The 12,409-nt window shown below is 42.3% G+C and carries 12 protein-coding genes; 8 read left to right on the forward strand and 4 right to left on the reverse strand.

Going from position 1 to position 12,409, the window contains the following annotated elements:
- Positions 1–26: 26 nt before the first annotated feature.
- The 8 genes from C8P64_RS04540 to trxA all read left to right on the forward strand — a co-directional run bounded on the left by C8P64_RS04540 (position 27) and on the right by trxA (position 9,727).
- Positions 27–1,100 (forward strand): isoaspartyl peptidase/L-asparaginase family protein, encoded by a 1,074-nt coding sequence (locus C8P64_RS04540; protein ID WP_108170840.1) that lies wholly within the window; start codon positions 27–29, stop codon positions 1,098–1,100.
- Between the two features lie 159 nt (positions 1,101–1,259).
- Entirely contained in the window at positions 1,260–2,093 is an 834-nt protein-coding gene (locus C8P64_RS04545; protein WP_108170841.1) for a phospholipase A, read from the forward strand.
- Positions 2,094–2,237: 144 nt separating this feature from the next.
- Positions 2,238–2,720, forward strand: coding sequence for a GbsR/MarR family transcriptional regulator (locus C8P64_RS04550; protein WP_108170842.1), 483 nt, complete (start codon positions 2,238–2,240; stop codon positions 2,718–2,720).
- 27 nt (positions 2,721–2,747) lie between these two features.
- Entirely contained in the window at positions 2,748–3,878 is a 1,131-nt protein-coding gene (locus C8P64_RS04555) for an efflux RND transporter periplasmic adaptor subunit (protein WP_108170843.1), read from the forward strand.
- 22 nt (positions 3,879–3,900) lie between these two features.
- Positions 3,901–7,032, forward strand: a complete 3,132-nt coding sequence (locus tag C8P64_RS04560; RefSeq protein ID WP_108170844.1) for an efflux RND transporter permease subunit — start codon at positions 3,901–3,903, stop codon at positions 7,030–7,032.
- A gap of 21 nt (positions 7,033–7,053) precedes the next feature.
- A complete protein-coding gene (locus C8P64_RS04565; protein WP_108170845.1) occupies positions 7,054–8,451 on the forward strand; it encodes an efflux transporter outer membrane subunit in 1,398 nt (465 codons plus the stop codon).
- Positions 8,452–8,527: 76 nt separating this feature from the next.
- Positions 8,528–9,373 (forward strand): phosphatase PAP2 family protein, encoded by an 846-nt coding sequence (locus C8P64_RS04570; RefSeq protein WP_108170846.1) that lies wholly within the window; start codon positions 8,528–8,530, stop codon positions 9,371–9,373.
- A 57-nt stretch (positions 9,374–9,430) separates the two neighbouring features.
- Positions 9,431–9,727, forward strand: a complete 297-nt coding sequence (trxA, locus tag C8P64_RS04575; RefSeq protein ID WP_108170847.1) for a thioredoxin — start codon at positions 9,431–9,433, stop codon at positions 9,725–9,727.
- Here trxA and C8P64_RS04580 read toward each other — a convergent pair.
- Genes C8P64_RS04580 through C8P64_RS04595 form a run of 4 tightly spaced genes read right to left on the reverse strand, consistent with a single transcriptional unit; the run spans position 9,724 to position 12,298 of the window.
- Complete coding sequence (locus C8P64_RS04580; RefSeq protein WP_108170848.1) at positions 9,724–10,653, reverse strand: DUF5996 family protein; 930 nt, start codon at positions 10,651–10,653, stop codon at positions 9,724–9,726. The genes trxA and C8P64_RS04580 overlap by 4 nt on opposite strands.
- Before the next feature lies 1 nt (position 10,654).
- Positions 10,655–11,158, reverse strand: coding sequence for a YciI family protein (locus C8P64_RS04585; RefSeq protein ID WP_108170849.1), 504 nt, complete (start codon positions 11,156–11,158; stop codon positions 10,655–10,657).
- Positions 11,155–11,625, reverse strand: a complete 471-nt coding sequence (locus tag C8P64_RS04590; protein ID WP_108170850.1) for a CYTH domain-containing protein — start codon at positions 11,623–11,625, stop codon at positions 11,155–11,157. Before C8P64_RS04590 ends, C8P64_RS04585 begins: the two co-directional genes overlap by 4 nt.
- 1 nt (position 11,626) lies before the next feature.
- Positions 11,627–12,298, reverse strand: coding sequence for an NAD(P)H-binding protein (locus C8P64_RS04595; RefSeq protein WP_108170851.1), 672 nt, complete (start codon positions 12,296–12,298; stop codon positions 11,627–11,629).
- Positions 12,299–12,409 lie beyond the last annotated feature (111 nt).

Genomic DNA, 12,409 nt, shown 5'->3' on the forward strand with positions numbered 1-12,409 from the left:
ATTTCAACCAAAATTAATCCCAAAACATGAAAAAAGCCCTTTTCCTCTTCAGCCTGATACTTTTTATAAGTTGTAATGATAAAACCACTCAGGATTCCGCAGAAAATGAACAACCCGTCTCAGAACAGAAAGATTCCATCCCTAATTTCGGAATTGTAATTCACGGGGGCGCCGGAACCATCCTTAAAGAGAACATGAGCGATTCACTTGAAAATGCTTATAAATTGAAACTTGAAGAAGCGATTAGAACCGGCCATGAGATCCTCGCCAATGGCGGCACCGCCCTGGAAGCCGTGCAAAGAACCATTAATGTGATGGAAGATAGTCCGCTTTTCAATTCTGCCAAAGGAGCTGTTTTTACCAACGAAGGCAAAAATGAACTGGACGCGTCGATCATGGATGGAGAGACCCTGAATGCCGGGGCCGTTGCCGGAGTGACCAATGTGAAAAACCCTATCAACCTGGCCTATGAGGTGATGGTGAATTCAGAACACGTGATGCTTTCCGGGAAAGGTGCCGAGCAATTCGCAAAAGAACAGGGACTGGAGATCGTAGATCCCGAATATTTCTATACCGAAAAACGTTTCAGGTCTATGGAAAGAGCCAGGGAACGTGAAAAAGAAAAGAACAATAAAACTGCTTTTTATGATCCATTCATAAAAGATGAAAAGTTTGGGACCGTAGGTTGCGCAGCCCTTGACAAGAATGGGAATATCGCTGCCGGAACCTCTACTGGCGGAATGACCAATAAGAAATATAATCGAATTGGAGATGCTCCTGTTATTGGTGCAGGAACTTATGCCAATAATAAGACCTGTGCGGTATCAAGCACGGGCTGGGGAGAGTTCTTTATAAGAGGCGTGGTGGCTTATGATATTTCAGCCATGATGGAATACAAAGGAGCTAGTCTTCAGGAAGCAGCCCGGGAAGTGATCCAGGAAAAAGTTCCCGCTATGGGTGGTAATGGTGGTATCATTGCCATAGATCATGAGGGGAACGTAGCTATGGAATTCAATACTGCGGGAATGTATCGCGCTGCCATGAACAAAGAAGGAGAACTTACCATTGGCTTATATAAAGAAAATGAAGATATGGAATAAGATTCCCACAATACCAAACAACCTAAGCTCCATACCTATGGAGCTTTTTTTATGTTTTGTTTGACTTGCATCTGCCAGTAACTTAATAGTTTTCCTAAAAAGTTAAAAGTATCTTTGCGACTGAAAATCTTTCAGTGATACAGGCCTAAAAAACAGATCATGAAGCGATTGACCTATTACTGCTTTTTAATTTGGGCTTTTTTCAGCCCGTTAGATATCCTGGGCCAGCGTCTCACCAGGCAGGAGATTTATGATACAATCCAGACCATGCCCTCATTTTCCAGTTATCATGATAACTTTTTAATTAGCGGTATTCCAACCAATAAAACGGCCTCAAAAGATAATTCTGATATTAAATACCAGATCAGTTTTAAACAACTGGTTACCAGAACCACTTTACCTTTAAATAGCTACCTTTTTGTAAGCTATACGCAAAAAGCCTTCTGGGATGTATATAGAAGATCCAGTCCCTTTGAAGAGATCAATTTTAACCCCGCGATTGGCCTGGGAAAACCACTTTTTAATAAGGACGGATACATATTTGGTCTTGCCGAATTAAAAATGGAACATGAATCCAACGGTAGAGCAGGAGAAGAAAGTCGGAGCTGGAATCGAGTTAGCGGAGCCTTTCATACACCATTAGGCAGAAGAACAACTCTTAGCGTGAAAGCCTGGATCCCATTTGCCTATAAAGATCCGCATCCAGATCTTCTGGATTATGTTGGTCTTGGCGAGGTAAAAGTAGAGCAAACCTTTTTTTCTAATCGTTTTATCGGGGAGGTAACTTTAAGAAAAGGCCTGGAGGACTGGAAAGGATCTTTGGGTGCCAAACTTTATTACAAGCTATTTAATAATTCGGGCAACCAGTATCTCATGCTGGAATGGTTCGCGGGTTATGCCGAAAGCCTTATCGATTACAACCGTTACACCAGTATGGTTAGACTGGGTTATGTTATAAAATCTACCGACCTGGATATTCTTAAAACAAGATAAACCAGACTTGAGTTCCAGATTCCTTTTTTAAAAAAATTTCCGTTTTTCAGCCTGATCAGGTTTAACTAATTTTTAGGGTTTGATTAGTTCGGTTAATTCCGAACCAATTGTATATTTGCAGCCTCAATATTTAAAATACCTGATATGAACTGCTGTTCACCAGAAAAACAGAAATTGATCGAAGAGATAGGTGTTCATTTTGAAAAAGTGCACAATCTCGCTCCCCTGGCCGCCAGGATCTACGTGATCATGATCCTGTGTCCCAATGACGGGCATACTTTCGATGAGATCATCTCGATTACGGGAGCCAGTAAAAGTTCGGTCTCTACCCAGCTTAATCTCTTGATGCAAACCAATAAAGTGGAGTATTTTACTAAGACCGGAGACCGCAGAAGATATTTCCGTTCCAGTAGAACCTATCTTAAGAACAACCTTCTGGACCAGTTGGAACAGGTCAAGGAAGACATTCGGTTAATAGAGAAGATCCATGATTTCAATGCCGAATTCAACAAAGAGAAATTTGAAAAGACCGGTGGAGTAGCGCTTCTGTACAAAGAATATCTTATTGCTCAGAAAAAGAATCTTGAGACTACCATAGAACAAATGAGCAAAATCACTATAGAATAATCCCCTGAATAATCTGAATATAAGATCATGAAAAAAGCAATTAAATATATAGCTGTACTGGCGGGAGCACTTAGCCTGGTTTCCTGTGGAGGTGACCAGAATTCTAAAGCGAATGCAGCACCGGCGAAACAAGCCATGCCTTATCCCGTAACCGAAGTACCTACAAAAACGTTAACCGGCTATACCACTTATCCCGTGAGTATCGAAGGAATGGTGAACAGTGAGGTTCGAGCTAAAGTAAGCGGTTACATCACCGATGTTCTGGTAGATGAAGGTGAAAAAGTAAATAAAGGACAGGTCTTGTTCAGACTGGAAACTCAATCCCTGAATCAGGATGCCGAAGCGGCCAAAGCAAATGTAAATGCCGCCCAGGTTGAAGTTGATAAGCTAAAGCCTCTGGTAGAAAAGGATATTATTAGCGAGGTACAGCTGGAAACAGCCAAGGCAAAACTTCAGCAGGCGAAAAGCAATTACAACAGTATTACGGCTAATATTGGCTATGCGAATATCAAAAGCCCTGTAGATGGATATGTTGGGGCCATTCGATTAAGAGAAGGTGCCCTGGTAAGTCCAACAAGTCAGGCGCCCTTAACCACAGTTAGCGACATTAGTAAGGTATATGCCTATTTTTCGCTGAGTGAAGTAGATTACCTGAATTTTCTTCAGAATAATGAAGGAGAAACGGTGGAAGATAAGATCGAAAATATGCCCAAAGTTGAACTCGAACTTGCGAACGGAAATATTTACAAGGAAGAAGGAACCATTGAGACCATCAATTCCCAGGTGAATGCCAATACCGGTTCTATCTCCTTTAGAGCTGTATTTGATAATCCTTCCAGGTTACTTACCAATGGCAACAGCGGTAAGATCCGCATCCCGAAAATTTACGAAAACGCCGTAGTAGTGCCTCAGGAAGCCACCTATGAAAAACAGGGCAAGATCCTGGTTTATAAACTAGGTGAAAATAACAAGGTGAATACATCGGTAATTGAAGTCCTTGCAAGCATTGACAACCTTTACGTGGTAAAGTCTGGAGTTAAAAAAGGCGACAGTATCGTGGCTAAAGGACTTGCAAAATTAAGGCCAGATACCGAGATCAAACCTCAACCCGTTGCTTTCGACAGCATCGCCAAACCTATAGAACAAGTATTCAGATAAGCCATACTGAAAAAGAAAAATTATGCTAAAGACTTTTATAGAAAGACCCGTACTCTCTACGGTGATCTCGATAATCATAGTAATACTTGGGATTCTGGGACTTCTAAACTTACCCATCACCCAGTATCCAGATATTGCCCCACCAACCATCACGGTAAGCACCTCCTATCCCGGAGCGAATGCAGAAACGGTGCTGGAAAGTGTGATCATCCCCATCGAGGAGCAGATCAACGGCGTGGAGGGAATGACCTATATAACCTCAACAGCCACCAATAATGGTACGGCAGAGATCACTGTTTTCTTTGACCAGGAAGTAGATCCAGATATAGCCGCGGTGAACGTACAAAACAGGGTTGCCAGGGCGAATCCCCTGCTCCCGGCAGAGGTTAAACAAACCGGTGTTACCACCCAGAAGCAGCAGACCAGTGCCTTAATGTATTTCTCGGTTTACAGTGATAATGAGGAATATGATGATACTTATATTCAGAATTACCTGAAAATTAATGTCATCCCCGAGATCCAAAGGGTGAATGGAGTTGGTAACGTTCTCGTGTTTGGAGGAAAGGATTATGCGATGCGAATCTGGCTTCAGCCCGATAAACTTGCAGCTTACAACCTCGTACCTTCAGACGTTCTTGGCGCTTTAAATGAGCAGAGCCTGGAAGCGGCCGCAGGTTCTCTGGGGGAGAATAACGGGGAAGCTTTTTCCTATACTATCAAGTACAGCGGGAGATATAATTCTGAAGAACAATACAGTGATATCATTATTAAAGCCCTGGGAAATGGTGAATTTCTGCGCTTAAAGGATGTGGCCAGGATCGAACTGGATGCACAGTCCTATAATGGAAATTCAAAAACAAAAGGCCTTCCCGCGGTGAATATGGGAGTTTTCCAGACCAAGGGTTCCAATGCCCGTGATATTATCCTGGAAATCGAAGATCGCCTCGAGACCATCGAAAAAGAGCTTCCCGAAGGTTTAAAACTATATGTTCCCTATAACACTAATGAGTTCCTTAATGCATCCATCAGCAAAGTGGTGCACACATTGATCGAGGCATTTATACTGGTTTTCCTGGTGGTATTCATCTTCCTGCAGGATTTCAGGTCTACCCTTATTCCGGCGATTGCCGTACCCGTGTCTATTGTAGGTACTTTTTTCTTCCTGAACTTATTTGGTTATTCCATCAATTTACTAACGCTTTTCGCTCTGGTGCTCGCTATTGGTATTGTGGTAGATGATGCGATCGTGGTGGTGGAAGCCGTACACTCCAAACTGGACGATGGAGCCAAAAGTGCCAAAAAAGCGACGGTAGACGCCATGCATGAAATTTCCGGAGCTATTGTTTCCATTACCCTGGTGATGGCAGCAGTATTTATACCGGTGACCTTCATTAAAGGACCAACCGGAGTTTTCTACGAACAATTTGGGATCACCCTTATCGTGGCGATAGGAATTTCAGCAATTAATGCGCTTACTTTAAGCCCGGCATTATGTGCGCTTTTCCTGAAAACCCATGACGAAAAAGACAGGTCTAAAAAGACCTATTTGCAAAGATTCTATGATGCCTTTAATAAAGGATTCAATGCCACTATCCACCGCTACGGTAGATCTTTAAGTTATTTATATAAGAACAAATGGATCACCGCGGTTATTCTGATTCTTGCCGTTGCCGGGATCTGGTGGTCATCCAGTACCACTCCTTCCGGTTTTGTGCCAGATGAAGATCGTGGGCTTATTTTCGTGAATGTTGAACTTCCTGCCGGGGCTTCTATAGATCGTACCCAGGAAGTAAATGATAAATTATACGATAAGATCAATAGCCTTGAAGGTGTTGAAGGCGTATCGGTGATTTCAGGGAGAAGTTTGATCAATGGTGCCGGTAGTAACTATGGGCTTGGATTTATCAAGCTGGATGACTGGGATCAGAGAGAATCCGATGAACTTTCGGTTGAAGCCATTACTGGAAAACTGTTCGGGATCGCGGCTACCATGCCCGAAGCGAATATTATCTTTTTCGCACCACCGAGTATTCCAGGATTTGGTAACTCCTCTGGATTTGAGGTGAACCTCTTGGACAGGTCAGGTTCTAGTTTTGACGAACTTGATGCAGCCAACCAGGAATTCATTCAGAAGTTGAGTCAGAGACCAGAGATCCAATATGCCCAGTCCTCATTCAACACCAATTACCCGCAATATGAATTGATGCTGAATGTGCCGCTGGCGAAGGAAAAAGGTGTAACCACAAGAGAGATCTTCACGACCTTGCAGGGTTATATCGGTGGAATTTATGCCGCAGATTTTACAAAATTCGGTAAACAATATCGAGTTTATGTACAGGCGCTACCGCAGGATAGGGCTGATAAAAGCGATCTGAATAAACTTTACGTAAGAACAGATTCAGGAGAAATGGCTCCAATTACCCAGTTTGTTAGTCTTAAAAGGGTTTATGGGCCACAATCTGTGACCAGGTTCAACCTTTTTAATTCCACCAAACTTTCCGGAGCAACAAATCCGGGATATAGTTCTGGAGATGCGATCGCGGCCATAGAAGAGGTTTCGTCTACACTGCCTGAAAATTATAGCACAGCTTATTCAGGTTTGACCAGGGAAGAAGTAAATGCGGGTAACCAGACCACTACGATATTCTTATTGTCTATCCTGTTCGTGTACTTCCTGCTGGCAGCGCAATATGAAAGCTATTTATTACCATTTTCGGTATTGCTTTCACTTCCGCTAGGAGTTTTTGGTGCCTATATCACCACAAAATTTGCCGGACTAGAGAATAACATCTATTTCCAGATCGCGCTGATCATGCTGATAGGACTTCTGGCCAAGAATGCGATCCTGATCGTGGAATTTGCCATACAGCGAAGAAGGCAGGGTGAGTCTATCCCAGACGCGGCCATTAATGGAGCCAAAGCCAGGCTAAGGCCAATTTTAATGACCTCATTCGCCTTTATCCTTGGACTTTTACCATTGGTGCTGGCCACAGGAGTTGGTGCTGAAGGAAACCGTTCTATAGGTACCGGTGCCGCCGGAGGATTATTGATTGGTACGGTCACCGGAGTATTTGTGATCCCGATCTTGTTCATTCTCTTCCAGTGGCTTCAGGAGAAAGTTGGAAAGAAACCGGCAGCAGTAGAAAACCAATAATTAAGAAAAGTATCATTTAAGATGAAACGAATATATAATATCAAATTCCTTATTGCTGGTGTGGGTCTTTTAAGCCTACAGTCGTGTTTTGTAGCAAAAGAATACGACCAGCCAGAAGTTGTAGAGGAAGAATATTACCGAACAGATAATATAAAGCAGGACAGCCTGAATATGGCCAATATTTCCTGGACCGAAATGTTCACAGATCCAATCCTGCAGGATTATATCAACAAAGGGCTGGAGAATAATATCGATATTAGGGTGGCCATGCAACAGATAATTGCTGCTGAAGCCTACGTAAAACAAGGTAAGGCCGGATATTTGCCAACCATAAGTGGTAATGGGACTTATACTCACCAGGAATTGTCCCAGAATGGCCAGTTCGGAAGCTTTTTTAGCTCTGTAAATCAATATCAAATTAATGCAGACCTCTCCTGGGAGGCCGATATCTGGGGAAAGATCAGGAGCCAGAAACGCGCATTCGATGCCCGTTATTTACAAAGCATCGCGGCGCATCAGGCTGTTAAAACCAGACTAATCGCAAATATCGCCTCCACCTATTACCAGTTGTTATCCCTGGATGAGCAAATTAGGATCACTAAGGAAACCATTGACACCAGGGAGAACAGTCTTGAAACCACCAGGGCGCTGAAAGAGGCTGGAAATCTTACCGAAGTTGGGGTAAAACAAACCGAAGCACAATTATATACGGCTCAGGGAATTTTAATAGATCTTCAAAACGAGGAAAGACTGCTGGAGAATACCTTATCTATACTTTTAGGAGAGGCGCCCATGCAAATAGAACGTTCTGAACTCGATGAACAGGAGATCACCACAGAACTCAATATTGGTGTTCCGGTGCAGCTCTTACGAAACAGGCCAGATGTGATCGCTGCGGAATATGATCTCGTGAATGCCTTTGAACTCACCAATGTCGCCAAAAGTAATTTTTACCCGTCGCTGACTTTAACTGCTTCAGGAGGGCTACAGGCTCTAGAGGCAGGAGATCTTTTCGATGCGAATTCGCTATTTGCCACGATCATTGGAGGAATCGCCCAGCCAATTCTTAATGGTAGAAGGATAAGAACAGAATATGAAGTTTCACAGGCGCAGCAGGAACAGGCCCGGCTGGAATTCCGAAGAGCCATTTTAACTGCAAGCAAGGAAGTTTCAGATGCGCTTTACACCTATCAGGCGGCTACGAACAAGATAGAGGTAAAACAAAAGGAATATGAGGCCTATGGTCTCGCCACAGATTATTCAGAAGAATTATTGAATAACGGGCTTGCCAATTATCTGGAGGTATTAACGGCCAGGGAAAATGCCCTGAACTCCAGTTTAGATCTTAGTAATGCTAAATACAACCAGTTAAAAGCGGTGGTAGATCTTTATGAAGCCCTTGGAGGCGGATGGCAGTAAATTGTAATTTTAGTTAGTTGTTGGTTGAATCTGACCTCAGGCTTGCGTGGCCTGAGGTCATTTTTGAATAAATATTATGAAGAAGAATATCCCTGTTTTTATTTTAGTTCTATCCGTGTTATTTCTGAATGGAATTACCGCCCAGCAGTTAACACCTAAAGATAGCCTCCCATCTACCTGGGATTTGATGAAATATGATGGTGTAAGCGCATTTGGCGGCCTTAAAAAAGCATATACCGCGCCTTTGCATTGGCAAAAAGATGATATCGTGATTGCAAGTGCAGTTGTTGCAGGTACAGCTGCTATTTATATTTTCGACGAGGAGACCAGCGAATATTTCAAGAAACAAGGTGAAAACGCACCTTCTGTAGTTCGAGATTTTGGATGGTATTTTGGAAGCCCTCAAAACAATTATGGCATTACCGGGGCAGTTTATCTGGTAGGATTATTTACGAAAAATGAGAAGATAAGAAAGACAGGGGTTTTGATGATCTCTGCTGCTACAGCTTCCGGAATTATTCAATCTATTTCTAAAACCGCAGTTGGAAGAGCAAGGCCTACCGCAGAAGAGGGAAAGGCCAGCTTCAAGCCATTCAGTAAAGAAGGGACTTATCATTCATTTCCTTCTGGGCATACCATCCTTTCTTTTACTACTATGTATGCCTTATCTAAGCAGTTTGAAAGTCCATTTATAAAAGCAGGACTTATGGGTGTTGGTCTTATCGCCCCAGTATCCCGGCTTTGGGACGGTGCCCACTGGCTTACCGATGTTGGGCTAAGCCTGGCCCTGAGCGTAGCCGTAGTAGATACCATAGACAAATATCTAAGTACCGAGCGCGATTATGGCGTAGAAAAAGAAAAAACGATCAGCTGGAAAATGCACGTTGGCCTTGGCAGGGTTGGGATTGTAGGCACTTTTTAACCATGTATTGGCTGTATTAATTCCCGGGATTTTTTAAATTTCAGTAAATTAAAGATCATGAAAAGTAGTTTCAGCGAAATAATCAAAAGTGATACTCCGGTCCTTATAGATTTCTATGCCGATTGGTGCGGCCCATGTAAAACGCTCGCTCCTATTTTAAAAGAAGTAAAGTCTGAATTAGGAGAAAAAGTGAAGATCGTGAAGATAAATGTGGATAAGAATCAATCTCTGGCTGCAAAGTACCAGGTAAGAGGAGTTCCAACGATGATGATCTTTAAAGATGGTAAACAGTTATGGCGTGAATCTGGCGTTTTACCAAAACATGTCATTGTAGATAAGATCACTTCGCTCTAAAGTTCTTTTAGCGGAGGAACCTTAAAATTTTCTATATCCCAACCGGCCAGGGAAGCGCCCGCCTGGTATGCACTCTCCAGAAATTCTAGCAATATTTTTCTGGGATTATCTTTTTCTTTAAGATCTGCATAGGTTAAAACAGCCATCGGGCTGCCGTTATTCATGATCCAGTTCGCATTCCCAGGTTCTAGTGGCTGATTGTCTAAATTTTCAGGCGCAGGAAAGGTATATGAATAGAATGCCGGTTCCTGTACATTATCATCACCCGCCCAGAATCCAAAGCTGATACACTCGTGACTATAGGCATCTTTATCTGAGGTTCTCGCTTCTGCCGGCATCGCAGGTGCTTTTTTTCCGGAAAAACGGGTTACCGCAAGGTCCATGGAATGCCAGTACAAATGAACCGGACAGGTCTTTCCATAAAACCTTCCGCTGAATTCCTTAAAAACTGAACTAACCCATAAAAAGATCTTCCAGTAGGCAGTTACATATTCTTTATTATAATGATGATACTCGGTAATTTCAGAAAACCTCTTGTCGATATTCAAATCGAAAGGTTTACCATTGATCTTTACATTGATATCAAGTTCTTTAAGAGTGCTGAGCAAATAATTATAAAAATCGGAAACACTTAAGCCTTTTTCCAGCCTGAAGGATCTTATCTCACCCGTACTTTTAAAAATATCAAGTTTGTTTTCGAGAATATTTAGGGTTAGGGAAAAGGATTCAAATCCATCCTCGATGGGTATAGGCCCGGTCGTAAAACCCTTCTCATTCACATATAAGGTAATGTACCACCAATGATTTTTCCGGGGCATAAAACACATTCTCACCTTCCCAAGGATCTGGAAAAAAAGATGCAGCGTGAGCTTTTTCTTTTCGTTGCCTACATATTTTAACTCCGGTAAAACATTGATATTTTCCATATTATTTCAATTTACCTCCTTTGGCGGCCCACCAGGGATGAACCTCAACAACGAGTCTCCCTGCTTTTACCATAGGATCAAGATTTGCCAAACTATCGGCCTCTTTTTGAGTAGCCGTGTTAAAAACCACTATCCCGCGTATGTCTCCATTATCGCCCATGGGCCCGGTTAAGCTGGTGTAGCCTTCGTTAGCCATGCGTTCAAGATGCGCCAGGTGCCTTTTCTGAAGTTCGGCTGCCTCGGTAGAGTCCTGACTACGGGTTGGTCCCGACTTTAAAAATACCATATAATATTGCTGCATTAAATAGGTGGTATCCCCTTCTTTATAACTAAAAGTCTGATATCCATCTTTTTTTAATTGCGCTTCGATAGAGGCCATATCCTGTGCTTTGACACTATCTTTTTCAGTTCCGGTTTTCTCTTTTTCTGACACATTCTCCTTCTGGACATTATCACAGGCTAGTATGCCCAGGCTCAAAAAAATATATAAAAGTGATTTTTTCATTTCCAGTTCTTATAAGGATTGCTAATTAAATTCGAATTATAATAATCCAGGTTACCGGTCACTTCCTTACCCAGCCATTCCGGTTTTTTAAATTCCTCTTCTTCATGCTCAAGTTCTACCTCGGCCAGGACCAGGCCATGGTTATCTTCCAGGAATTCATCAACTTCATATACATGATCCCCATGGTTAATATGATACCTGTATTTTTCGATCTTACCGGGTTCACATATTTTCAAAAGTTCTTTGGCTTCTGCTAGCGGAATTTCCTTTTCCCATTCAAACCTGCTCAAACCATTTTCAGATGATTTCCCCTTGATGGTCATAAAAGCCTTATCATCTGTGATCCTGATTCTAATGGTTCTTTCTGGATCTGTATTCAAATAAGCCTGGATGAATAATGTCTTTTTAGAGGCTTCTTCTTTGAAGTCATTAGAACTCACTAAAAACTTCCTTTCTATCTCTGTCATTCTATTTCTTTTCTTTCTCTGCTATATTTTTGATCTCATCATTCTGAATGATTCCACTGCGATATTCGTTATTGGCCAGGTGGATCATAGCATCTGCAATAGTCGACGGATGTATAGATCGGTACTTTTTCAAACTTCCCACCAGCAAATGGTCTCCCACGCTCATGATCTTTTTGAAAACAGATTCAAAAAACCTGCTTTCTTCGCGTTCTCCCCCAATAAGTGCCGGTTGGAGTATATACGTATTCGAGATCTTTTGCTCGAGTACAGCGCCTTCCATCTCTCCCTTAACCCGGTTGTAAAAAATTCGGCTATGTTCATCTGCACCCATGGCAGAGATCACCTGGAAGGTTTTGATCTGGTTCTTTTTTGAGAGTTTTGCTGCGGTTGCCGGTATGCAAAAATCCACTTTTCTATAGATCTCCTTATCTGGTGTTTTTTGCTTGGTGGTACCAACACAACAATACACCTCATCTGCTTTAAAAAGTTCCTGGAACTGGTCCAGTTCAAATAGATCGATAAGGTATTCTTCTATTTTTTCATGTTTCTGGCGTACATGATTCCGGGTAAACACCAGTATTTTATGATACCTTTCGTCTTCCAGTAATTTATCCAGAAGGATCCCTCCGGTTAAACCGGTGGCCCCTAGAATTATCGCTGTTTTTTGTTTCATTGCTGCAAATTACTATATAAAGATAAGTTATATGGCCAAGAAATTAAATGTTCGCTACATCTATTCGAAGGCCTATTGAGAATAATGACAGATAAGCAAAACCAACCATTT

The sequence above is a fragment of the Christiangramia gaetbulicola genome, from assembly GCF_003054225.1.
GTDB classification, from domain to species: domain Bacteria; phylum Bacteroidota; class Bacteroidia; order Flavobacteriales; family Flavobacteriaceae; genus Christiangramia; species Christiangramia gaetbulicola.